This is a genomic window from Mycobacterium sp. NGS62 (assembly GCF_059812285.1).
On the sequence record NZ_JCALCK010000003.1, the window covers coordinates 65,555 to 89,660 of the forward strand.

The following is a 24,106-nucleotide window of genomic DNA, read 5'->3' on the forward strand; positions in this document are numbered from 1 at the left end:
TGGGTGCGGCCCGGCCGAAGAGCCTTGGCCCCGAGAGGATTCTGATCAACTGCGTATGCCGGGTACCATCGTCACCGCGAGTTTCACGGAGAACACCGTCAGCCGGGAAGGCCGATGGCTTTGGGTTCCATGTACTGGTGCAGCCCGCGGATTCCGCCGCCCTCGCGACCAAAGCCGCTTTGCTTGAAGCCGCCGAACGGCGCGTCGCCGGGCCCGCTGCCGTTGATCGCGATCTGGCCGGTGCGGATGCGGCGTGCAACGCCGACAGCGCGATCGACGTCGGCGCCCCATACCGCACCGGAAAGTCCGTATCGCGAGTTGTTGGCGATCGCGACAGCCTCGTCGTCGTCGCGGTAGCGCAGCACGGTCAGCACCGGCCCGAATACCTCGTCCTGGGCGATGGTAGCGCCAGGGTCCACGTCGGTGAGGATCGTCGGTTCGAAGTAGAAGCCGGTGTCCAAGCCGGCCGGGCGCCGTCCTCCGGTCACCAGTTTGGCCCCGTCGTCGACGGCGGCGGCGACATGTGCTGCTACCCGGTCCGATTGCATACGGCTGATCAGTGGACCCATCTGGACCGCCGGGTCGGCCGGGTCACCCACCTTAACTCCGCGCGCAAGCGCCACCAGTTGCTCGACGACTTCATCGTGGACCGAGTCTGCAAGCAACAGCCGACTCTGCAGGATGCAGGCCTGCCCGGCGTGAAATGTGCACGCATCGAACAGGATTCGCTCCAATGCGGCGCGGTCGGGAACCAGGTCATCGAGCACGATATTGGCCGATTTCCCGCCGCACTCCAACAAGATTCGGGTCATGTTGGCACCGGCGGCCGACATCACCTCGCGGCCCACCGCCGAGCTGCCGGTGAAGCTGATCATGTCCACGCGCGGGTCGGTGGTCAGCAACTTGCTCGCCTCGATGCCACTTGGTGTGACGACGTTGACCACGCCAGGCGGGATGTCGGTGTGCTCGTCGATGATCCGCGCCAGGGCAAGGCCGGCCAGCGGTGTCAGCGGTGACGGCTTGAGCACGACGGTATTGCCCGCGGCCAGTGCCGCGCTCAGTTTCATCACATTGAGCATGTGCGGGAAGTTCCACGGCGTCAGGATCGCGACCACACCCAGTGGTTCGTGGCGCAGCAGCGTGGTCCCGTTCTGTTCTTCGGTCAGCTGCAGCGCCAGTCCGGCAGTGCGAGTGGGCAAATAGGCGGCGTTGTCGACCTGGATTTGTCGTTCGTTGGCGACGCAGCCCCATTCGATTTGTGCCAACGCGAGGAACTCATCGGCGTGCTTGTGCAGCGCGTCGCCGAGCTGGACGAGGCATGCTGCGCGCTCCCCGGGTGCAGTGTCGGCCCACGGGCCCGAGTCAAACGCCCGGCGGGCAGCCGCAATCGCCTCCGTCACCTGACCGACACTGGCGTCGGGCGCGTGAGCAATCCTGTCTTCGGTGGCCGGGCAGATGTCGTCGTAGCGACCGTCTTCCGGGTCAACCCACCGCCCGTCGATGTAAAGCCCGTAGCTGTCGATCAGTGAGCGGGAGTCAGCCATCCGGATTCCTTTCGGCGGTCCGACATCTCAAGCGGGGTCCCGTCGCGTCCGCGAACCCTCCCGTGCGGACCGCTCGCGTGCTGTGTCGGGGCGCGGAAACAGCGGCCGCAAGCCCGCCGGCGGCCGGAATGGCGCCCACTCGCCCAGTGGCTGCGCCAATCGGTCTGCGACAGCAAAGACCACCGCCGGATTGTGCCCGTAGCCGAAGTGGCTGCCGATCACCGCGATGTTTTCGGCCTCTGCCGAGCACAGATCGAGACATGCCTGCCAGGCGACCACCCCGTCGTATCGGGAATAGATCGAGGTCGCCGGCACGGGCAGGGCTTCGGTTTCCAGCTCCAGCGGCGCCGAGGCCCGCTCGACATGCAGGTGTGAGAAACGGTTGAACGCCGCGCTGGCACGGGTTTGGTTTCTATCGGTGAGCCGAAAGGGCGTGCCGAGCGTAATGACCTGGCGCACCGACGATGGGCGCCGGCGGGCCATCGCGCGCGCATAGATGCCGCCGAGGCTCCAGCCGATCACGCTCACCGGGCTGCCATACCGGCTATGTAAGTCATCGAGGCGATCGCCCATGCCCGTGACCGCTTGGGCCGTCGGACCGATGTTTCGGCCGAGCCGCCAGCCGTGCACCCGGTAGCCGAGGTCGCGCAGCAGGCGCCGCAAGGCCAATGTCGATCCGTCACCGGCCAACAAGCCGGGCAGCACCAACACCGGGTGCCCGTCCCCGGTCGGCAACATCCGCCGCAGTGGTAGCGAAGCCAGCAGCAGCCCGAATTCGGCCGCCGCACGGGCAGGATCGGTCAGCGACAGTGACCATGGCGGAGCGCCGGAGCGCCGCGGCCGCTCGACGGGTTCGAACATCGGCTCAGACATAACTGCGCTGCTCCTCCTCATCGCTTCGTCCCCAGCTTCGCGGGGACCCCGCTGCATCGTCGCCAGCGCGGCGCATAAATGTCAGCCTGCCACCACTTCACCGATTCGCGCGGCCGGTTCGCCACAGCGTGCCGCGCTGATCGATACCCCCGGATAGGACTCACCCATTCTGGGTATGCCGCCGCGATGAGCAGCGACGTACAGACCGGGACCATCACCACGCAGGTGCCGGCCCGACTGGACCGACTGCCGTGGTCGCGCTTCCACTGGCGGGTGGTCATCGGGTTGGGCGGGGTGTGGATTCTGGATGGCCTGGAAGTCACCATGGTGGGCAATGTCGCGGCCCGGCTCACCGAGCCCGGCAGCGGGATCACGATCAGCGCAGCGCAGATCGGGGTGGCAGCGGCCTTCTACATCGCCGGCGCGTGCACCGGCGCGTTGTTCTTCGGTCAGCTGACCGACCGCTTCGGCCGTAAGAAGCTGTTCGTCCTCACGCTGGTGATCTATCTGGCGGCCACTGCAGCGACGGCCTTCTCGTTCGCGCCGTGGTATTTCTTCGCAACACGGTTCTTCGCAGGCACCGGTATCGGCGGCGAATATGCCGCGATCAATTCGGCGATCGACGAGCTGATCCCTGCTCGGGTCCGGGGCCGGGTTGATTTGGCGATCAACGGCTCCTTTTGGCTGGGGTCGGCGCTGGGTGCCGCCGGCGCATTGCTGCTGCTGAACACATCTCTGTTCCCAATCAACATCGGGTGGCGAATCTCGTTCGGAATCGGCGCGGTGTTCGGGTTAGCCGTACTGCTGGTCCGCCGCAGTGTTCCGGAAAGCCCGCGCTGGCTTTTCATTCACGGCCGAGAAGAGGAGGCCGAGCGCATCGTCGGCGGCATCGAGGAGGACATCGAGCGCCAGCAGAACGAACCGCTGCCACAGCCGGAGGGATCGCTGACGGTCCGTCAGCGCAAGACGATTTCGGTTGCAGAGATCGCCAAGGTGGCCTTCAAGCTCTATCCCCGCCGCGCGATCCTGGGCCTGGCGCTCTTCATCGGGCAGGCGTTCATGTACAACGGGGTCACCTTCAACCTCGGCACGCTGTTGCACGGGTTCTATTCCGTGACCTCCAGCATGGTCCCGGTGTTTTTCATCCTGTGGGCACTGTCGAACTTCGCCGGGCCGGTGCTACTCGGGCCGCTCTTCGACACGGTCGGGCGCAAACCGATGATCTCGCTGTGCTACCTGGGTTCGGCGGTGCTGGCGGCGGTTCTGGCCGGCGTGTTCGTGAGCCAGCTCGGCGGCGTGTGGACGTTCCTCGCCGTGCTGATGGCATGTTTCTTTCTGGCCGGTTCCGGTGCCAGTGCCGCATACCTGACGGTCAGTGAGATCTTCCCGATGGAGACCCGTGCGCTAGCGATCGCGTTCTTCTACGCAGTCGGAACAGCCATCGGTGGCATCAGTGGCCCCGTGCTGTTCGGTCAACTCATCGGATCCGGAGAGCGCCATCTGGCTGTCCTGTCATTTCTGATCGGCGCGGTGGTCATGGCGATTGCGGGCGTGGTCGAACTGTTCCTCGGCGTCAAGGCCGAAGGCCAGAAACTCGAGGACCTCGCGCAGCCGCTGACTACTGCGGACGCGTGACGCCGATGACGTGGGCGTGCCGAGTGATGGGCCATCGACCGCGCTTCCACGCCGAGGGCCGCACCATGCACTGGGCATGCGAGCGCGGCTGCGGCCAAGCCAGCGGCTACAAGACGTACCCGACCGCCCAGCAGGCGCAGCGATACGCCACTGCCTTTGATCGTCGCAACGAGTTAGGCAAGCGGGCACCGTTGATCGGGCTGCTGCCACTTCGGCTGTGGCACAGGTTCCGTCAGCCGTCAACGCTGCGCCAGCGCCCGTAAGAAAAATCCCAGGTTGGCCGGGCGCTCGGCCAGACGTCGCATGAAATACCCGTACCACTGGGTGCCGAACGGCACGTACACCCGTACCCGGTTACCGGTGTGAGCCAGCCGAACCTGCTTACCAGCACAGATGCCATAAAGCATCTGGTACTCGAAATCATCGACGTCCCGGCCAGATTCGCGCGCCAGCACTGGAACCCTCTCGAGGACCGCGGGGTCGTGCGAAGCGACCATCGGGTAGCCCGTTCCTGCCATCAGCGCCTGAAGGCAACGCAGATACGAATCGGTGACCGCGTCGCCGTCGCGGTAAGCCACCGACGCCGGCTCGTCGTAGGCGCCCTTGCACAACCGAACCCGGGCCCCGGCGGCCGCACAATCCCGGCAATCACCCAGCGTTCGCCGCAGATAAGCCTGCAAAACCACCCCCAGCCAAGGGAAGTCGGACCGCAGGTCAGCGACGATCGACAAGGTGGACTCGGTGGTGGTGTGGTCTTCGGCATCCACCGTCACCCAAGCTCCGGCCTGTTGCGCGCGTGCGCAGATGGTGTGGAGGTTTTCCCGCGCGATCTTTTCGCCGTTGCGCTCCAGGGCCTGCCCCAGCGCCGACAACTTGACCGACACCTCGAGCGGTCGCACACCGTCGCGCGCCGCATCGAATCGCCTGCCCAGCGCGTCGAGTAGGTCAAGGTAGGCCTGCATGGTCGCGGTGGCGTCATCGGCATCGGCGACGTCCTCGCCCAGGTAGTCGACGGTGACCATGCGACCCGACGCCCGCAGTCCGGCAACGCTGTCCATTGCCTGCTCCAGCGTCTCCCCCGGCACAAACCGGTGCACCACCGTGCGGGTGAGCGGTAGCCGCTCGACGGTGCGGCGCAACAAAACTGATCGACTGGCGGCCAGGATCACCGGGCGTACCGACGTGCCAAACATCGACCTCATGGGGCGACCCGCTGCGCCCGGCTTCGCCGCGCTTGCGATCGCCCCGGTCATCATCACTGCCCCGCCATGTGCGGATAGTTGTGGTCGATGGCCGCGACGAAGGTCTCCTTGATTGTGCGCGCCGATGTCCAGCGCAGCAGATTCAGCGCCGAGCCGGCCTTGTCATTGGTCCCCGATCCGCGGGATCCGCCGAACGGCTGGCGCCCTACGACCGCCCCGGTCGGTTTGTCGTTGACGTAGAAGTTGCCGGCCGCGAACCGGAGCCGGTGCTGTGCGGCCAGCACGGCGTCCCGGTCGTCGGCGATCACCGCGCCAGTCAGCGCGTAGCGCGATCCGGTGTCGACTACGTCGAGGATCCGTTCGTAGGCGTCGTCGGCGTAGACGTGGACCGACAGCAGCGGGCCGAAGTACTCGGTGGAAAACGCTTCGTCGGCTGGGTCGTCGGACAGCAGCACTGTCGGACGGACGAAATACCCCACGCTGTCGTCGTATTCGCCGCCGACCGCGATCGTGACGGCGGCCGCGCCTTTGGCCCGCTCGATCGCGTTGACGTTCTTGGTGAAGGCCCGCTGATCGATCAGCGCACCGCCGTAGTTGGCGAAGTCGGTGATATCGCCGTAGCGGATGTCAGCGGTCGCCGCCAGAAAGTCATCGCCCATCTTTTGCCACACCGAGTGCGCGATGAACGCCCGCGACACCGCCGAGCATTTCTGGCCCTGATAATCGAACGCCCCGCGGATCAAGGCGGTGCGCAGCACCGCGGGTTGCGCCGAGGCGTGGGCGACGATGAAATCCTTGCCGCCGGTCTCACCGACCAGCCGGGGATAACTCCGGTAGCGCTCGATGTTGGTTCCGACTTCACGCCACAGCTGCTGGAAGGTGGCCGTCGACCCGGTGAAGTGGATGCCGGCCAGCCGCGAATCTGCCAGCGCCACATCGGAAACCGGGTAGCCGTCGCCGGTGAGCAGATTGATCACGCCCGGCGGTAATCCGGCGGCCTCTAAGAGCTGCATAGTCAGATACGCCGCCAAGGTCTGGGTGATCGACGGCTTCCACACCACGGTGTTTCCCATTAGCGCCGGCGCGGTGGGCAGGTTGCCGGCGATCGACGAGAAGTTGAATGGCGTAATCGCGTAGACGAATCCGTCCAACGGCCGATAGTCGGTGCGGTTCCATTCGCCGTGCCCGCTGATCGGCTGCTGCGCCAGAATCTGGCGGGCGAATGCGACGTTGAACCGCCAGAAGTCGATCAGCTCACAGGGCGCGTCGATCTCGGCCTGGTAGGCGGTTTTGGATTGACCGAGCATGGTTGCAGCGGCGATCTTTTCCCGCCACGGCCCGGCCAGCAGATCGGCCGCACGCAGAAAAATCGCGGCGCGTTCGTCGAACGGGGTTGCCGCCCAGTGGGTCCGGGCCGCCATGGCAGCTTCGATTGCCGCCGCGGCGTCGGCGTGAGTGGCGTTGGTCAGCGTGCCGAGCCGCGCGGCGTGCCGGTGCGGTTGGACGACGTCGATTCGCTCACCGGCGCCCAGCCGATGCGCGCCGCCGACGACATGCGGCAACTCGATGGGGTCGGCGGCCAGTGAGTTCAGCGCGGCGCGCAGCCGCGCCCGTTCGGGGGAATTCGGCGCGTAGTCGTGGACCGGTTCGTTAGCGGGCAGCGGAACATCGGTGATCGCGTCCATGGTCTCAGGATGCTCGCCGAGGGGTCCAACATGTTTGGTTGATCAGACAAGGGGGCTGACTCCGGATAGTAGAATCGGACAATATGCGGGTGGCCGGTGTGGGGCTGGGCCAGCTGCTGCTGGCGCTGGACGCGACCATGGTGAGCCTGGTCGATGCTCCGCGCGGGCTGGATCTGCCGGTGGCCTCGGCGGCGCTGATCGATTCCGACGATGTCCGACTGGGATTGGCGACCGACGCGGATTGGGCCGACGTGTTCTTGTTGCTCGGTGTCGGCGACGAGGAGGCGGTGCGGTGGCTGGGTGGACAAGTCAAGCAGGCGAGCGCGCCGGTGGCCGTCTTCGCCAAAGAGCCGTCCGATGCCCTGGTGGCCCATGCTGTCCGGTCGGGGACGGCGGTGGTGGCGGTGGATCCGCGGGCGCGCTGGGAACGGTTGTACCGCTTGGTCAACCACGTCTTCGAACACCACGGCCCGTCGCCGGCCGATCCACACTATGACTCGGGCACCGACCTGTTCGGCCTGGCGCAAGCGGTCGCCGACCGCATCCACGGCATGGTCAGCATCGAAGACGAACAGTCGCACGTGCTCGCCTATTCGGCGTCCAATGCCGAGGCCGACGAGCTGCGGCGGCTCTCCATCCTCGGCCGCGCCGGGCCGCCCGACCATCTGGAGTGGATCAGCCGATGGGGCATTTTCGACGCCTTGCGGACCAGCGAGCAGGTGGTTCACGTCGCGGAACGCCCGGAGTTGGGCCTGCGGTCACGCCTGGCGATCGGGATTCACCAGCCGCCTGCCGACACCCGGCGAGCACCCGGGTTCGTCGGTGCGATCTGGGTGCAGCGGGGTTCGAGCGCGTTGGCCGACGACGCCGAGGAGGTGCTGCGTGGCGCGGCCGTGATCGCCGCGGGCATCATGTCGCGGCTGGCGGCCCGCCCGTCGGCGCATGCGCTGCGGGTGCAGCAACTGCTGGGCCTGGCTGACACGGATCGGCTCGATACCGTCGACATCGCCCGCGAGCTGAGTATCTCCGCAGATGGCAGCGCCGCGCTCATCGGACTAGACGCCGCGGACCGCCATGCCCGGCTGACTGAGATAGTTGCGTTGAGCGCCAGCGCTTTTCGGGCCGACGCCCAAGTCACCTCAAGCGAAGCACGAATATATGTGCTGTTTCCACACATCACGAAGCCGGCTTCGCTCACCTCATGGATTCGCGGCATGATCGGCACCCTGCGTGCGGAGCTGGGCCTACAGCTGCGGGCTGTCGTCGCAGCGCCGGTCAGCGGACTATCCGAGGCGGCCGCGGCACGCGCGGATGTGGACCGTGTGCTGGATAGCGCTGAGCGGCATCCGGATTCGATCGGTTCGGTCACCTCGGTTGCCGAAGCGCGCACCACCGTGCTGCTCGACGAGATCGTCACGATGGTCCGCGCCGACGAACGGCTCATCGACGCGCGGGTGCGCGATCTGCGTGCCCGCCAGCCGGCGCTGGCCGAAACACTGCGGATTTACCTGGACGGCTTCGGCGATGTGGGTGTGGCGGCGCAACGGCTGCACGTGCATCCCAACACCGTGCGCTACCGGATCCGCCGGATTGAACAGGTGCTGTCGACGTCGCTGGCCGATCCTGATGTGCGGCTGGTTCTTTCGCTGAGCTTGCGGGCCACCGAGCACTCGGGATGATCGTGCGGGTCAGCCGCTCACGTGTGGCGACGGCGCCTCCGGACGTCCGGAGATTTGCGCGTCGTGCCCCGCGCCGGCCGCCATGCTGGCGGCCTCGCCGCGCGCCAGAGCCACCGTCGCGACGATCACCAACACCGCCGACGCCACCAGCAAAAGCCACTCTGGGCCATCGGCCTCCAACGTCTCCTTGAGCACGATGATTCCCAGCGTGGTGGCCACCACCGGCTTCGCGACGGTCATCGTCGGCAATGACGCGGTCAGCGCACCGGCACGAAAAGCCGACTGCTGAAAGATCATCCCGGCCACTCCCGCGAGCACCCAGGCGTACAGCTCAGGTGTTCGCACCAATTCGCCGGCGCCGTGTTCGAGTACGTCGACGACGCCCTTGGTCAGCACCGCGAACAGCGCCAACGACGAACCCGACACCGCCGCCAGCAGCACCGCCGACGCCGGGCGATCCGACCAAATCCGGGCAGCCAGCACACACAGCGCCAACGCCGGACCCATCACCACGGCCACCAGGATCCACGTTTCCATCGGGCCACGGGACTGGCCTTCCGTCGGATCCGCGACCGTGACGAGGACCGCCAACGCGACGGCCAGCACTACCGCCCAGCTCCACTCCCGGCGGGTTATCCGATGCCGAGTGAACCGCGCATAGATGGGTAGGGCGAACAGCAGCACCGTCACCTGCAGCGCCGTGACCAACATGACCGAGCCCTTGTCGAGGGCCGCAGCAAGCAGACAGTAGCTGGCGATGTCGCCAATGCCGCCCAGCCACCACCGACCGTCGCGGACCAACATGCCGAACAGCTCCAGGTGGCCGACCTGTTTGTCGGTGATCTCCTGCGCGCAGCGTTGACGCACCACGCTGCCGATCGCGGCTGCCAGCGCAGCGCAGAGGGCGAGAAAGCCCGCGATATCCGTATTCGACATGGGGTGACCTCCTCGCCGACGTTCAGCCCGGAAGCCGCTACGCCCACGCGCTGTTCACCTGGGCTGTTTCGTCCGCGGTGACTCTGGTGTGCAGAGAGTGCTCAACAGGTCTCGCGCCGAAACCACCCCAATACCTACCCGAACAATCTAGACGCCGCTCAAAGCGGAAATTTGGTGCCCGTCAGCTGTTCGGACAGCTCCCACAGCGCCCCGGCGGTGGTGGCGCGTGTGGCCGGCCAGTTGCGCCAGGTCGGCTGGGAGCGACCATACAGGCCGAATCGGGGGCCGACGAAGGTGTTGCCGGGCAGATCCTGCGATACCGCGTACAGCGTCTGGCGGGCGCCGAAGTCGGCGTCGGTGGACACCACACGATCGACCGCCAAGACCGCCGCGTCGCCCAGCTTGCGGCCGGAGTTGCCTTGCAGGTTGGTGTGCGACCAGCCGGGGTGGGCGGCCAGCGCGCGCAACGAGCTGCCGGCGACATCCAGGCGGCGCTGCAGCTCGCTGGTGAACAGCAAATTGGCCAGCTTCGACTGGCTGTAGGCCAGCCACGCCGAATACGGCCGCGACTGCCAGTTCAAATCTTTGAGGCTGATGTAGCCGAAGTGGTGCATCAGCGAGGACAACGTCACCACCCGGTCGGCGAGCTTGGGCAATAACAGGTTGGTCAACGCGAAATGACCGAGGTGATTGGTGCCGATCTGGCCCTCGAAGCCGTCGCCGGTCAGCGCGTACTTGGTGGCCATGATGCCGGCGTTGTTGATCAGGACGTCGACTCGGTCGACGCCGTCGGCGAAGCGCCGCACCGACGAGAGATCCTGGAGGTCAAGTTGTCGAACCTCAACCTCACCCCCCATGCGCTCGGCGGCTTCGTCACCCTTTCCGGTGTTGCGCACGGCCAAGATGACGTGGGCGCCGGCCCGGGCCAACTCACGGGCGGTCACCTCACCCAACCCGGCATTGGCGCCGGTCACGATGACGGTGCGTCCGATGAACGACGGCAGGTCTGCTGCGGTCCAGTCAGGCATGGCAGACACCCTAATCCGAGCGTTGTGCCGGGGCTGCGACGACGGGCACGGCCTGTGACACCGGTCATGAGCTCGTCCGACCCCGGGGTACCGCGGGTATCGTGCGGGGATGACGCGCGGAGCCCCACCTGGGCGGATGTATCTAGGCGTCATCGTCAATCCGCAAGCACGCAGGAACCGCGGTGTGGCGGGTGAGCGCAGCGCCGAACTGCGTCGCATCATCGGCCCGTGGGGCGAGGTGCACGAAACCGCGTCGCTCGAGGACCTCCACAAGACCATGGCGGAGCTTCATCCACGGGTCACCCATCTCGTGGGCGACGGCGGTGACGGCGCGCTGCACTGGTTGATCAACGAAATCCAGGACTGCATCGCCGATCCGGAACGCTGGCCGACCTTCGTGCCGACCAACGGCGGCAGCGTCAACGCCGTCGCGCGCAAGGCGCGGGTACGTGGGCGCGCCGATGCGATTGTCCGGGCGCTGGCGGCCGCCGCCGCAAAGGACCGGCCGCCGCCCGAATGCCGCCTCGACACGCTGCAACTCGACGGTGCGACCGAGGACGGCGCGGCGTTTCACCGGATTTGCTTCGGGCTGGCGGCCGGAGGTTTGGGCAATCGGTTCTACGACAAGTACTACGCCAATCCAGACCACAACCGAACGGCCGTCGCACGAACGATCGCTCACACGTTAGGCGACTACGTAACCTCCAAGGTTGCGCCCGGCCACTCCGACCGGACCAACTGGGCGTCGCATCTGTTCGCTCCCACGCACGCCCGCGTCGTGATCGACGGCGAGGAGGTCCCGACGCGAACACACCGGTTGCTGCACGCCGGTGCGATCGACCTTCGGATCGGCGGTCCGTTCCGGCTCTTTCCGAAGGCCTCCGAACCCGGTGCGCTGCATTTCCAAGCCGGGGAGACCTCGCCTTCCCGAATCATCGTGCAGCTTCCCGCGGCCCTGACCAAGGGCGGGATCCGAGGCAGCCGGGTACGCGATGCCAACGGCCGAGAGATGATCATCGAGGCCGAGGACGAGCCGCTGTCACCGATCATCGACGGCGAGCGTTTCACCGGCATCGTCAAGCTGGTGGCCCACGCCGGACCGAGGATCCGGGTCGCTCAGGTAACGACCAAGGCGTGACGCGGCGCTAGTTCGCGGGAGTCACCGCCGGGCCCGGATGGCGCGGGTGATCTGGGCGGCCAATTTGGGATCGGCCAACAGTTCGTCGACGAGTGCGGCGAGGACCTCTTGTCCGGTGACGCGCGCGAATCCAAGACGGTCGGCGGTGTCTCGCTGCCAGCGATCGAGGGCCCGGTGCTGGGCGGGTGAGAGGTCGACTGTTCGGCGGGTCTTTTGAGCGCGAGGGCGGCCGACAGAGAAGCGTTCGGTCGGCGCTGCCGCGGCCGCGGACGTCAATCGCGGGTGGGACCGTTCGCCGTCGGCGTTGTTCATCGTGAGTGCCCTAACCTCGGCGGAAGTTTTCAGTATGTCAGTATATCAGTCTCAGTAGCTGCGGAGATCATGAACTGTCCGCCCGCTGGTTCGACCGGCGACGACGCCATGGCCGGCGAGCGGTCTACCCGGCCCGCCGGGGCGCCGACCGTCCCGCCCAGGGCGCTGCCCTCCGCTCACGCCGCTATGCCGGATGACGCGTTGCCCGTTGGCCTGGGAATGGTTGCTGGATGACGAACTGATTGAGGCAAGTATTCGCGCTGCCGATGTATTTGATGTTTGCCAGCAAGCTGCTTGAAGGACTTTCGAATTTATTGCAATTCCTGATGCCCCGGCACTAGGACCGTAGGACGGTCATGGAATACGGATGTCCGGAAACGCGTATCTCAGTATCTACGTATCACACGTTTATAAAGCTCAGAAGGCTATCATGCTTTACTGAGGTACTGATCGCAGTACCTACGGACATCGTCTCAGTACATCATCCCGCTACCGGACTACTGGGCACACCAGTCTCGCTGAGAATGCAACTTCCTTGATAGCTGTACGCATCCTGTGAGGTTGTTGTGCAAGAAGGAAAAAGCCTTCACGAGCTTTGCTTGAGATATGCTGACCGCGCTACGATCGGGTTTACCGATTCCGGTAAAAACAGTTGTTCTGATGATCTCGGCTAGGACTGACGTAGAGAGGGGTGCTCCTGCGATGGAGACGCTTATCGACTATTTGGACATGTGGGAAGCACGCAAGCCAGACCAAACCCTCTACCGGTTCGTCGATGTCGACGGTCACGAACTCGAGCAGTACACCTACCACAGCTTCGCCGAGCGGACGCGTGAGCTGGCCGCCTACCTGTACGCAGAGGCCGGCCTCCGGAAAGGCGACCGGGCGCTGCTGGTCTACCCGCCGGGTTTGGAAATGGTGGCAGCTTTGTATGCCTGCGCGCGCATCGGCGTGATCGCCGTGCCGGTCAGTCCTCCGCTGCCGATGGCGTTCGAGGCGGGGCTCGCGAAGCTCAGCTACATCGCGCGCGACTGCCAGGCCAAGGCGGTGCTGTCGACCAAGCAGTTCGAATACGACTTCCGTTCCCTAGTCGGCAACCCAGAAGCCGGCTGGCCCGACGCGGTCCACCCGCCTGAGCTGCCCTGGTACGCGACAGATGGTGCGCAGGACTTCGGCGGCGGGCCCGTGCCGAATACGCCGAACCCCGTGCTGTTCCTGCAGTACACCTCCGGATCCACCAACGATCCCAAGGGCGTGATCGTCAGCCACGCGAACGCCATCGCCAACAGCGCGGGCTTCGACAACGAGGAACTGGTTTGCGTCAGCTGGCTCCCCCAGCATCACGACATGGGCTTGATCTCGGCGTACTTCTTCGTCCTTGTCCTCGGCGGCACCACCCATGCAATGTCGCCGGCCGACTTTCTGGTGCGGCCGTCGTCGTGGCTGCGGCTCATCAGTCAGGTGCGCGCCACCCACACGCCGGCACCGAATTTCGCGCTGGAGTACTGCCTGCGTGAGGACAAGCTGCCCAGCTCTGAGCTGGAGGGAATCGACCTGAGCAGCCTCGACTGCATCGTGGTCGGAGCAGAGCCGCTGCGAGCGAAGAGCTTCACCCGCTTCCGGGAGCGGTTCGCGCCGTACGGTCTGGAGCCCAGCGCGCTGACCGGCGCGCATGGCTTGGCCGAAAACACTTTGTGCGTGTCGCTCAAGGGCCGCCAGACCCTGGCGCTGAACAAGCGGGCACTGGACAAGAACGTCGTCCGGATCGAAAAGGCCCTGCCCGAGAACAGCAACCAGGCCCCGGTGGTCAGCTGCGGCAAGCCGCTGGCGAGCAACGTCGTCCGCATCGTCGACCCCGAGTCACGCCAGGACCTGGGCGAGGGTCGGATCGGCGAGATCTGGGTGGACGGCCCCTCCAAGGGAGGCGGCTACTGGCGTCGCCCCGACAAGACCGAAGAGACCTTCGGAGCGCGCATCGTGGGCGATACCGAGCACACCTACCTGCGCACCGGCGACCTCGGCTTCCTCTATGAAGGTGAGCTGTTCTGCTGCGGCCGGACCAAGGACCTGATCATCGTCCGCGGCGTCAACTCCTACCCCAGCGACATCGAGGTCGTCGTCGAACAGGCCGCCGAGATCCGCAGAGGCTGCGTCGCCGCCTTCGCGGTCGAGCGCGACGACGAAGAGGTGTTGGCCATCGTCGCCGAGGTGCGGGACGAGAACGCGCTTCCGGACGGCAAGGCCATGGCTCGAGCGATCCGCAGGCAATGCCACATCGATCCGCACACCATCGTGTTCGCGCCGCAGCGCAGCGTTCCCAAGACAACGTCCGGGAAGATCAGGCGGGCCGAGACCCGCAAGCTTTGGCGCAGCGGCGAGCTGCGCGTGTTGGCCAGCTACACCAATCCGGCCCAGGAGGGCCTGGACGCCGACGCGGGTCCGTTGGATCGTTTCCGCTATCTCGTCGAGAGCTACGACCTCACCGGGGACGAGGATTGCTCGTTCGCCGATCTCGGTATCGACTCGCTGACGCTGGCGGAGCTCCGCACTGACCTACAACGTCTTCTGGAAGAGCACGGCGCGGGCAAGTTGGCCCAAGAGGTCAACACGCGCCTGCTTCAGCGCCTGACGGTCGCCGAGTTCTTCCAGCTCATGCGGCAGTTCGGTGAGGGGTCCGAACTGCCGCTCCAAGCCGTGCGGGAACAGCTGGACCAGATTTCGGCTGAGTATGAGGCGTACGAGGCCCAGCAGATGCGCGCCGACGCGCAGCTGCCGTTGCCGGAGCTTCCGCCGGCGCGGCCGGGCGCGCCCACCGACATCCTGTTCACCGGCGCCACCGGGTTCCTGGGGCCGTTCCTGCTGAGCAACCTGCTCGGCCAGACGGCCTACACCGTCCACGCGCTGGTCCGCGCTACCGATGCGGCACACGGACTGGACCGGATCCTCGCGTCGTTGCGTCGAGCTCAACTATGGTCACCGGAGCTCGAAGCCGACGTCCGGTCGCGGGTGAACGTGGTCTGCGGGAACCTGGCCGAACCCAACCTCGGCATCGGCGAGGCGGAGTTCCGTCGACTGGCCGACACCGTCGATGCGATCGTGCACAACGGCGCGTTAGTCGACTATGTGCGGACCTACGACGGCCTGCGGCCCGCCAACGTGCTCGGCACGCGGGACCTGCTTCGGCTGGCCATGACCACCCACCGCAAGGCCTTCCACCTGGTCTCTAGCACGTTTATCTACGGCTGGAGCACCCTGCCGGTGGTCGGCGAGTGGGACGCGAACACTGAGATGAGGGGGCTGGACTTCGGTTACTCGCAGACCAAGTGGGTCGCCGAGCAGCTGACGCTGGCCGCCCAGCAGAAGGGCCTCGACGTCCGCATCTACCGGCCGTCGCTGATCTCCCCGACCAGCGCGGGCTTCGGCAGCCAGGAGGACATCCTGGTGCGCCTCACGGCGTTCATGATCCAGCACGGCATCGCCGCCGAAGCGTACAACCAGATCAGCCTGCTGCCGGCCGACCTGATCGGCGAACACATCGTCGCGCTGATGGGTCTGCCGGCCGAGGCGGGCACGGTCTTCAACATGACCGCGGATGGCTACTACAACCTGATGGACGTCACCCGGATCCTGTCCGAGCGGTACGGCTACCGGTTCGACTACCACGACATCGCGTCCTTCACCGAGCAGGTAAATCAGCGGTGCGGTCCACGCGATTCGCTGTATCCGCTGGCCGATTTCCTGACCCGCTCGGCGGACAAGATCTCGGCGATGCGGGACAAGCGCTACGACAACGCCCAATACCAGTACGCTCGGGCGCTGGCCAAGGCGCGGCTACGGGAGCCGGCGCTGACCGACACGGTCGACCACCTCGTGCAGTTCCTGCGGCAAGAGCGTCTGATCACCGAGTCGGAGGTCGAGGCGCAGTACAGTGCCTGACCGCCGTCTAGATTTAAGTATCAGGATGTTGAGGCAAGGGGTTCACGATGTTCACCGTCGATGACCAGGCAGCCGGTCCGCACGACGCCTCGCTCGATCACGAGCGACTCGTGCTTCAGCCTCGTGACGTCGAGTTCGACTGGGCGAAACTGCCGTTCTACTACGTGCCCAACGAGCCCTTCGCCACCCACTTCTGCAACGTCTTGCACCTGCTGCTGCCGGCGGGCGAGGAGTGGATCGTCGATGTGTTCAAGAAATCGTTGCCGCTGATCCGCGACGACCAACTGCGGCTGGACGTGCAGGGCTTCATCAGCCAGGAGGCCATGCACTCCCAAGCACACTCGGGCGTGGCCGAGCACTTCGCGGCCAAGGGCGTCGACCTGACACCGTTCACTGACCAAATCCGCTGGCTGTTCAACAAACTCGTCGGTGACCGGCCCCGGTGGAGCCGCAGGCGACAGCAGAGCTGGCTGTTGGAGCGGGTGTCGATTGTGGCGGCTCTCGAGCACTACACCGCGATCCTGGGTGAATGGATTCTCGACACGCCTCAGCACGACGCCCTCGGCACCGATCCGGTGATGCTGGACCTGCTGCGTTGGCATGGCGCCGAAGAGGTTGAGCACAAAGCGGTCGCGTTCGACACGATGAAGCATCTGCGTGGCGGGTATTGGCGACAGGTACGTACCCAGCTGCTGGTGACGCCGGCGATGCTGTGGTTGTTCGTTCGCGGCGTGCGGTTCATGTACTCGGTCGACCCGTACATGCCGCCCGGCAGCAAGCCACGCTGGCGCGACTACTTCGGCGCGGCACGCCGGGGTTTGGTGCCAGGACCATTCGAATTCCTGCGCGTCATCCTCGCCTACTACACGCCTGGTTTTCATCCGTCCCAGTTGGGCGGGGTCGGTCGAGCGGTCGACTACCTGGCTCGATCACCTGCTGCCCGCGCCTCGCACTGATGACGCGCCGGCGACGATGCAGAGCGAAGCGATGAGGAGGAGCGGCGCCATGAGTGCGACCGTCACCGCATCGGACGGCGTTTCGCTGGCCGTCCACGCCTACACCGATATCGATCAGCGACGCCCAACCATCCTGGCGATTCACGGCTACCCGGATAACCACCATGTCTGGGACGGGGTGGCCGAGGAACTCGCCGCCAAATTCAACTTTGTGGCCTACGACGTGCGCGGCATCGGAGAATCGTCGGCGCCGGCCGATCGGTCGGGATATCGGCTGCCCCAACTTGTTTCGGATATCGGCGCGGTGATCGACAGCCTCGGAGTCGACGAGGTTCACCTGCTGGCCCACGACTGGGGTTCGATTCAGGGCTGGGCGGCGGTCACCGACGAGTCGGTGATGGACAAAGTCGCCTCGTTCACCTCCATCTCGGGGCCGCACCTGAATTACGCGGGCAGGTTTCTGCGGTCGGCGCGTACACCACAGGCCGTCGCCGATGTCACCAGGCAATTCCTGGCCTCTACCTACATCTGGTTCTTCTTGTGCCCGGGCGTACCGGAGCTGGCGATCCGGTCCCGGGCGACGGCGAAAGTGTTTGAGGCGGTTGCGCGTATCGGCCGATCAAGCACCCGCAGCCAACGTGGTGCGGTGCCTCGATCGACGCAGGACTACCTCAACGGCCTGAACCTGTACCGCGCCAACATGCCTGGACCGCTGCTGTCCCCCGGCGAGCAGTTGCCGCAGACCCGCGTCCCGGTGCAGGTACTCGTACCGCGCAAGGACTATTTCGTGTCGCCTCCTCTGCAGCGGTTCACCGGCGCAATTCCGGACGGCAGCCGGGTCATCACGATCGAGGGCGGCCACTGGGTGGTCAGCTCGCGTCCCGACGTGATCGCCCGGCTGACCAGCGAGTGGGTCGACTTGGTCACCGAGGGCGCAGCTCCGGTTGGGCAGTCCGTTGCCGGCGGCGGCCGTCGTGACGTGCGCGGCAAACTCGTACTGGTGACCGGAGCGGGCTCCGGGATCGGCCGGGCCACCGCGGTGGAGTTCGCTCGTCAGGGCGCAGCCACCGTCGCGCTCGCCGACCGAGATCACGCTGCTGCCAACGACACTGCAGAGATGGTCCGGTCGGCCGGCGCCGAGGCCGCGGTCTATCAGCTCGACGTCACCGACGAAGCGGCGATAAACGACCTTGCCGCCCAAGTACACAACAAGTACGGCGTGGTCGACATCCTGGTCAACAACGCCGGCATCGCGATGGCGGGCCGGTTCCTGGAGACAACGTCGGAGCAGTGGGACACCATTATTGGAGTCAACGTGCGCGGCGTCATCAACGGCAGCCGGGCGTTCGGCGATCAGATGGTCGAGCGCGGCCAGGGCGGCACGATCATCAACATCGCGTCGGCAGCGGCGTTTCTGCCGTCGAAATCCATGGTGGCTTACGGAACCACCAAGGCTGCGGTGTTGGCGTTGAGCGAATCGATGCGCGCAGACCTCGCCGACGACGGCATCACGGTCACGGCGGTGTGCCCAGGCTTCGTCAACACCAACATCGCCAAAAGCACCATCTACGCCGGCATGTCGGCCGACGAACAAGAGCGGGCCCGGCAGAAGGCCGACGCGGCCTATCGGCGGCGCAACTACACGCCGGAGGCCGTCGCAAAGGCGATCGTCAAGTCCGTGCGGACCGGGTCGCCGGTGCTGCCGATCGCGGCCGAGTCCAGGGTCGGCTACGCCATGCGCCGCATCAGCCCCTCGCTGGTCCGGCTGATCGCGCGATTCGACATCAGGCAGACATGAGAGACAAAGCGACGCACAGCGTTTGGGACAGCAGACCGGCCGACCTCTACGGCCGCCGTAAGCGCGACCGGATCTACACTGCGCTGGTCGGCGTGGGCGCATTGTTCGGCGGTTTCGCGTCGGCGTCGCGCTGGACACCGTCACGGGTATCGCCGGTGCAACGCGCCAACACCGCGGTAATCACCGAACGCCAATTGCTTTCACCCGACGTCGTCGGTTTGACGCTGGCTGATCCCGACGGCGGATTGCTGCCGTCCTGGACGCCCGGCGCGCACATCGACGTTCGGCTGTCCGCCGAACGCCGCCGGCAGTATTCGCTGTGTGGGCCGCCGGGGCGGCGCACCGACTACCGGATCGCGGTGCGCCGGATCGCTGACGGCGGTGGCGGTTCGATCGAGATGCATGAGGCTTTCGACGTCGGCGACACCCTGGTTTTCGAAGGCCCCCGCAACGCGTTCTACCTCGTCACCGACGAACGCGAGGTGTTGTTCGTGATCGGCGGCATCGGGGTGACGCCGATTCTGCCGATGATCCAACTCGCCGAGCAGCACGGAATCAATTGGCACGTCGTGTATGCCGGCCGTAGCCGCCAGTACATGCCACTGCTCGACGAAGTGGTGGCAGTGGCCCCGGATCGGGTCACGGTGTGGGCCGACGACGAGCGCGGCCGGTTCGCCACCGCGGAGGAGTTGCTTGCCGATGCCGGACCCACGACGGCTGTGTACGTGTGCGGCCCGACCGGCATGCTGGAGTCGGTGCGCACCGCGCGCGACAAACATGCCAACGCGCCGCTGCACTACGAACGGTTCAGCCCGCCACCGGTTGTCAACGGCGTCCCGTTCGAGCTGGAACTCGCGCGCTCGCAACGGGTGCTCAGCATTCCGGGCAACCGGTCGGCGCTCGACGTCATGCTCGACCACGACCGCACGACCGCGTATTCCTGCCAGCAAGGGTTTTGCGGGACCTGCAAGGTCAAGGTACTGGCCGGAGACGTCGATCGCCGCGGTCGCACCGTCGAAGGCGATGACGAGATGCTGGTCTGCGTGTCGCGGGCGAAAAGCGATCGTGTCGTGATCGACGCCTGATCAACCTGCTTGCCGGATTTCCGCGCGGCTATAGACCTCCGCGAGGAACTGCTCAACAGCCACCGCAGCATGCGCAGCGCGCGCGGACCCGAAGATATCGAAAGCGTGTTGCGCGAACGGCATTTCGGCGTAGACCACCGGGTTGCGGCTGACTTCACGCAGTCGTGAGCTGAAGGCGCGGGCCTGCTCGACCGGGATCAGCGAGTCATTGCGGCCGTGCAACACGAAAAACGGTGGCGCGTCCTGCGAAACGTAGCTGATCGGTGAGGCAGCACGGAATGCATCGACGGTCTCGTTGCGCGATAATTTGAACACGTACTTGGCCAGTGACGGCACCATCAGCGGGTGCATCGACGTATCGGTTGCGGTGAAGTCGTAGACGCCATAAAACGGGACCGCTGCCCGCACGCTGGTATCGGCACCCTCGAAACCGGGTTGAAACTGCGGATCATTCGCGGTGACCGCCGCCAACGCGGACAGGTGCCCGCCCGCGGAGCCGCCCGTGATCGCGATCCAGTCAGGGTCGCCGCCGTATTCCGCGATGTGCTCCCTGGTCCAGGCCAATGCACGTTTGACATCGATCAAGTGGTCGGGCCAAGTCGAGCGCGGACTAAGGCGGTAGTTGATGGCGACACACACCCAACCAAGCTCTGCCAGATGGCTCATCAACGGATAGGCCTGTTGACGTTTACTGCCCACCATCCACGCGCCGCCGGGGACCTGCAACAGCACCGGTGCCCGACCATTCGGGTCCAGATCGGGGCGCCGCCAGATGTCGAGGTGGTTGCGCGAGCCATAAGGGCCGTAACTGATGTCGGTGTCGTGCGCATAGTCGCCATAGATCCGCATCATCCGGAGCACGCCGGGGGTTTTGGCGGTGCCCGCACCGGCCGGCCGCTTCCACAAGTCACCCGAATCGGTGCGACGCCCCACGCCCAGTCCGGCGTCGAGGGCGGCGGTCAGCGGCCGGTCAGCCTGCCGGCCGATGCGATACAGCCCCACCAAGCCCAGCCATGACAATCCGGACACCAGCCAAGCGAACCAGCGCAGCCGCGGGGTGAGCCAGCGGGTCGCAGCGGCCAGCAGCGTCGCCTGGCTGCCCACGATTGGCAGCGGAAGCTCCGACGCGAACACTCCGTAGCCGAACGCAAACAGCGAGGGATAGCCTCGCTTGCTCAGCGGCTGGTACCCGTTGAGGGTGAATGCCAGTCCGGTCAGCGGAGCCAGTACGGCAAGCAATCGCTTCACAGTGGCCACTTAACCATCCGGTGGACTGTCCATTCAGGGTCGGGGTACCCGGGCGACAGGTGCCACTGAAATCACTTCTGCCACTTTGGCTTCAGTGGTCTCATCCCGCGGGTTTGTTGTCGGTGGACGGCGCTATTATTCGAACATGCGTTCGGATAGCCGGGAAGAGATCGATGAGGTCTTCGACGGGCTGGCCGCCTACCTCAAACGGGCCTTGGACCTGTGTTTTGACGGGCTGACCACGCCTGAGCGGCTGACCATGCTGCAGCGGTGTGAGATGCTGCGCCGCCAGCTGCCCGCCGTCGAGCATCCGCTGATCAACCAGCTCAGCGAGCAGGCCGACGAAGCCGAACTGGGCGGCAAGCTGTCGTTTGCGCTGGCTGAGCGGTTACAGGTCACCCGCGCCGAGGCCGCCCGGCGCATCGGTGAGGCCGCCGACCTGGGACCACGTCGGGCGATGACTGGCGAACCGCTCGAGCCGCTGCTGCCCGCGACGGCCGAGGCGCAGCGTGCCGGACGCATCGGGGCCGGGCATGTGGCGGTGATCCGCAGCTTTTATCACCGGCTGCCCGATGCCGTTGACGTGGAAACCCGCCAGCGCGCCGAAGCCCACCTAGCCCAGCTGGCCGGCGAGCATCGCCCCGACGACTTGCACAAGCTCGCCGACCGACTCACCGACTGCCTCAACCCCAATGGCGATTTTTCCGACAATGATCGCGCTCGGCGGCGCAGCCTGATCCTGGGCAAACAAGACCTCGACGGCATGTCGAAGATCAGCGGGCTACTGACGCCGGAGGCCCGCGCCACCCTCGACGCGGTGTTGGCCAAACTGGCCGCCCCGGGCATGTGCAACCCGGAGGATTCCACGCCGTGTCTCGGCGGCACGCCGTCGCAGGAAGCCATCCAGGGCGACACCCGCACTACTGGCCAACGCAACCACGACGCGCTCAATGCTGCCGGGCGCGCGCTATTGGCTTCCGGAAAGCTGGGCCAACACAACGGGCTACCGGCCACCATCATCGTGTCCACCACCCTGGCCGAACTCGAAGCCGGCGCCGGCAAAGCCCTCACCGGCGGCGGCACCCTGCTACCGATGAGTGATGTGATTCGGCTGGCATCGCATGCGCACCACTACCTGTCGATTTTCGACAACGGCAAGGCGATCGGGCTCTACCACACCAAGCGGTTGGCCTCACCGGGACAGCGAATTGTGCTGCACGCCAAAGACCGTGGCTGTTCGTTCCCTAATTGCGATGTGCCGGGCTACCTCACTGAAGTCCACCACGTCACCGACTTCGCGCAGTGCCGGGAGACCCACATCGATGATCTGACCCTGGGCTGCGGACCCCACCACAAACTCGTCACCTCCAGCGGCTGGACCACCCGCAAACTCAAAAACGGCGACACCCAATGGATCCCACCCCCACACCTCGACCACGGCCAACCAAGGACAAACCGCTATCACCACCCCGAAAGAATCCTCCGGGCAGACGACGACGAGGTGCCGTAGCCGGCGCCGAGCGAAGGTTGCGGGCTCAGTTCCGGCAAGCATAAGGTTCGAGTATCCCAACGCATTACGGAGCAGCGTGATGAACCAAACTCGCCAACGGGAACCTCGCATCGTGATCATCGGAGCCGGCATGGCGGGGATCGCCGCTGCCCACACCTTCAAGCAAGCTGGCTTCACTGACTTCGTGATCCTGGAAAAGGGTGCCGACGTCGGCGGGGTTTGGCATTGGAACCGCTACCCCGGGCTGCGATGCGACATACCGTCATACGCCTACCAATTCGCATTTTTGCCGAAACCCGACTGGAAGCATGTATGGGCCACCGGCGAGGAGATCCAGCAATACCACCACGATGTCCTCGAGCGCCTCCAACTCGACCAACAAGTGAGATTGGGATGCGAGGTCACTTCGGCGGTCTTCGTCGGCAACCGATGGCGGGTGTCCACGGCCGACGGTGATGAGATCGACGCCGACTTCGTCGTGGCCGCTACCGGCGTCCTGCACCACCCGTTCATCCCGGACATTCCCGGCTTGAACTCCTTCACCGGACCCGTTATCCACACAGCCCGTTGGACCGACACCGATACTGCGGGCAAACGTATCGCGGTGATCGGCACCGGATCGACCGGCGTTCAAGTCTTTTCCGCACTTCAACGCGACGCAGCACAGATCACTCATTTTGTGCGCACGCCTCAGTGGGTGACATGGATGCCGATGCGACTGCGCCAACCACGCCTAGTCGGTCGGCTGCTGCGGGTACTACCGCGCTTTGAGCGAACGGTCGACTGGGCGCAGCGCCTCGGCTCCGACCTTTTCGTCGACTTAGTGACCCGGCCGACTTGGCGACGACGGCTAGCCCAAGGCTATGCGCGGTTGTGCCTACGGGTGTTGGTGCGGGACAAGGATCTTCGTGCCCGGCTCACCCCCGATTACCAACCATTCTGTAAGAGGCAGGTGGTTTCCGGTGACTACTACCGACGGATCCGCCGGCCCAACGCTCGTTTCGTGAGTGAGCCCATCACCGAGGTCACCGAGACCGGCCTGCGCACTGCGGACGGTGTCCAGCACGATCTCGATGTCATCGTGCTGGCCACCGGTTTCCAGGCGCACAACTACATGCGCCCGATGAACCTGCGCGGCCGCGATGGACTGTCCATCGACGATGCGTGGGAAAAGGGCCCCCGTGCCTGGGCGATGACGGCGATCCCCGGATTCCCCAACCTATTTACGGTCATGGGCCCCAACTCACCGACCGGCGTGATGTCAATGCAACTCGTCGCCGAATTGACGGCCCGCTACATCATTGAATGGCTGCGGCGTTTCCGCGTCGGAGAAATCGTGACGGTTGAAGTCACCGAGGAAGCCACCAACAGGTTCGCCGACGACGTAGCCGCGGCGATGGTGCCGACCGTGTGGAACTCTGGTTGCAACTCCTGGTATTTCGCCGATGACAACCACATCGACCTCTGGCCGTTCACCCGCAGACGCCTCACCAGCATGTTGACCGAGCCCCGCGACGAGGATTACCTCTTCACCAGGTAAC

General features: G+C 65.6%; 18 protein-coding genes. 10 read left to right on the forward strand and 8 right to left on the reverse strand.

Translation table 11 applies throughout. From position 1 onward, the window contains the following. Positions 1 to 98: 98 nt before the first annotated feature. Complete coding sequence (locus AC5Y49_RS09710) at positions 99 to 1,544, reverse strand: aldehyde dehydrogenase family protein (protein ID WP_499886477.1); 1,446 nt, start codon at positions 1,542 to 1,544, stop codon at positions 99 to 101. Between the two features lie 27 nt (positions 1,545 to 1,571). Continuing rightward, positions 1,572 to 2,417, reverse strand: coding sequence for an esterase/lipase family protein (locus AC5Y49_RS09715; protein WP_499886478.1), 846 nt, complete (start codon positions 2,415 to 2,417; stop codon positions 1,572 to 1,574). Between the two features lie 186 nt (positions 2,418 to 2,603). Here AC5Y49_RS09715 and AC5Y49_RS09720 point away from each other — a divergent pair, with 186 nt between their 5' ends. Both AC5Y49_RS09720 and AC5Y49_RS09725 read left to right on the forward strand, forming a co-directional pair. Further along, positions 2,604 to 4,052, forward strand: a complete 1,449-nt coding sequence (locus tag AC5Y49_RS09720) for an MFS transporter (RefSeq protein ID WP_499886479.1) — start codon at positions 2,604 to 2,606, stop codon at positions 4,050 to 4,052. A 5-nt stretch (positions 4,053 to 4,057) separates the two neighbouring features. Beyond that, on the forward strand, positions 4,058 to 4,315 hold the full coding sequence (locus AC5Y49_RS09725) for a hypothetical protein (protein ID WP_499887216.1): 258 nt from the start codon (positions 4,058 to 4,060) through the stop codon (positions 4,313 to 4,315). On the opposite strand, the gene AC5Y49_RS09730 is transcribed toward AC5Y49_RS09725, so the two are convergent. Together AC5Y49_RS09730 and pruA are read right to left on the reverse strand one after the other, a co-directional pair. Beyond that, positions 4,292 to 5,254 carry a proline dehydrogenase family protein gene (locus AC5Y49_RS09730; RefSeq protein WP_499886481.1) on the reverse strand — a complete coding sequence of 321 codons (963 nt, stop codon included), beginning with the start codon at positions 5,252 to 5,254 and terminating at the stop codon, positions 4,292 to 4,294. The genes AC5Y49_RS09725 and AC5Y49_RS09730 overlap by 24 nt on opposite strands. A 53-nt stretch (positions 5,255 to 5,307) precedes the next feature. Beyond that, positions 5,308 to 6,939, reverse strand: coding sequence for an L-glutamate gamma-semialdehyde dehydrogenase (pruA, locus tag AC5Y49_RS09735; RefSeq protein ID WP_499886482.1), 1,632 nt, complete (start codon positions 6,937 to 6,939; stop codon positions 5,308 to 5,310). Positions 6,940 to 7,022: 83 nt separating this feature from the next. On the opposite strand from pruA, the gene AC5Y49_RS09740 reads away from it, so the two are divergent. Further along, positions 7,023 to 8,618: a PucR family transcriptional regulator gene (locus AC5Y49_RS09740; protein WP_499886484.1), complete on the forward strand. Its 1,596-nt coding sequence runs from the start codon at positions 7,023 to 7,025 to the stop codon at positions 8,616 to 8,618. Between the two features lie 9 nt (positions 8,619 to 8,627). Here AC5Y49_RS09740 and AC5Y49_RS09745 read toward each other — a convergent pair whose 3' ends face one another. Continuing rightward, the gene (locus tag AC5Y49_RS09745) at positions 8,628 to 9,554 is read right to left on the reverse strand and encodes a DMT family transporter (protein WP_499886486.1); all 927 of its coding nucleotides are present in this window, start codon (positions 9,552 to 9,554) and stop codon (positions 8,628 to 8,630) included. A 158-nt stretch (positions 9,555 to 9,712) separates the two neighbouring features. Then, positions 9,713 to 10,582, reverse strand: a complete 870-nt coding sequence (locus AC5Y49_RS09750) for an oxidoreductase (protein WP_499886487.1) — start codon at positions 10,580 to 10,582, stop codon at positions 9,713 to 9,715. 136 nt (positions 10,583 to 10,718) lie between these two features. Between AC5Y49_RS09750 and AC5Y49_RS09755 the strand changes: the two genes are divergently transcribed. Beyond that, on the forward strand, positions 10,719 to 11,720 hold the full coding sequence (locus tag AC5Y49_RS09755) for a diacylglycerol kinase family protein (RefSeq protein WP_499887218.1): 1,002 nt from the start codon (positions 10,719 to 10,721) through the stop codon (positions 11,718 to 11,720). Positions 11,721 to 11,741: 21 nt separating this feature from the next. Here AC5Y49_RS09755 and AC5Y49_RS09760 read toward each other — a convergent pair whose 3' ends face one another. Continuing rightward, positions 11,742 to 12,032, reverse strand: coding sequence for a hypothetical protein (locus AC5Y49_RS09760; RefSeq protein WP_499886488.1), 291 nt, complete (start codon positions 12,030 to 12,032; stop codon positions 11,742 to 11,744). Between the two features lie 702 nt (positions 12,033 to 12,734). On the opposite strand from AC5Y49_RS09760, the gene AC5Y49_RS09765 reads away from it, so the two are divergent. The 4 genes from AC5Y49_RS09765 to AC5Y49_RS09780 are packed head-to-tail and all read left to right on the forward strand — an operon-like array spanning position 12,735 to position 19,807. Then, the gene (locus AC5Y49_RS09765) at positions 12,735 to 15,968 is read left to right on the forward strand and encodes a thioester reductase domain-containing protein (RefSeq protein ID WP_499886489.1); all 3,234 of its coding nucleotides are present in this window, start codon (positions 12,735 to 12,737) and stop codon (positions 15,966 to 15,968) included. A 47-nt stretch (positions 15,969 to 16,015) separates the two neighbouring features. Next, positions 16,016 to 16,924, forward strand: coding sequence for a metal-dependent hydrolase (locus AC5Y49_RS09770; protein WP_499886491.1), 909 nt, complete (start codon positions 16,016 to 16,018; stop codon positions 16,922 to 16,924). Between the two features lie 49 nt (positions 16,925 to 16,973). Next, positions 16,974 to 18,722 (forward strand): SDR family oxidoreductase, encoded by a 1,749-nt coding sequence (locus AC5Y49_RS09775; RefSeq protein WP_499886492.1) that lies wholly within the window; start codon positions 16,974 to 16,976, stop codon positions 18,720 to 18,722. Continuing rightward, positions 18,719 to 19,807, forward strand: coding sequence for a PDR/VanB family oxidoreductase (locus tag AC5Y49_RS09780; RefSeq protein ID WP_499886494.1), 1,089 nt, complete (start codon positions 18,719 to 18,721; stop codon positions 19,805 to 19,807). The genes AC5Y49_RS09775 and AC5Y49_RS09780 overlap by 4 nt, the downstream gene beginning before the upstream one ends. Here the strand turns inward: AC5Y49_RS09780 and AC5Y49_RS09785 are convergent, their stop codons facing one another. Then, the gene (locus AC5Y49_RS09785) at positions 19,808 to 21,064 is read right to left on the reverse strand and encodes an alpha/beta hydrolase fold domain-containing protein (RefSeq protein ID WP_499886496.1); all 1,257 of its coding nucleotides are present in this window, start codon (positions 21,062 to 21,064) and stop codon (positions 19,808 to 19,810) included. A gap of 136 nt (positions 21,065 to 21,200) precedes the next feature. Between AC5Y49_RS09785 and AC5Y49_RS09790 the strand changes: the two genes are divergently transcribed. Both AC5Y49_RS09790 and AC5Y49_RS09795 read left to right on the forward strand, forming a co-directional pair. After that, positions 21,201 to 22,565 (forward strand): HNH endonuclease signature motif containing protein, encoded by a 1,365-nt coding sequence (locus tag AC5Y49_RS09790; protein WP_499886497.1) that lies wholly within the window; start codon positions 21,201 to 21,203, stop codon positions 22,563 to 22,565. A gap of 79 nt (positions 22,566 to 22,644) precedes the next feature. Beyond that, positions 22,645 to 24,105 carry a flavin-containing monooxygenase gene (locus AC5Y49_RS09795; RefSeq protein WP_499886499.1) on the forward strand — a complete coding sequence of 487 codons (1,461 nt, stop codon included), beginning with the start codon at positions 22,645 to 22,647 and terminating at the stop codon, positions 24,103 to 24,105. Position 24,106: the final 1 nt, after the last annotated feature.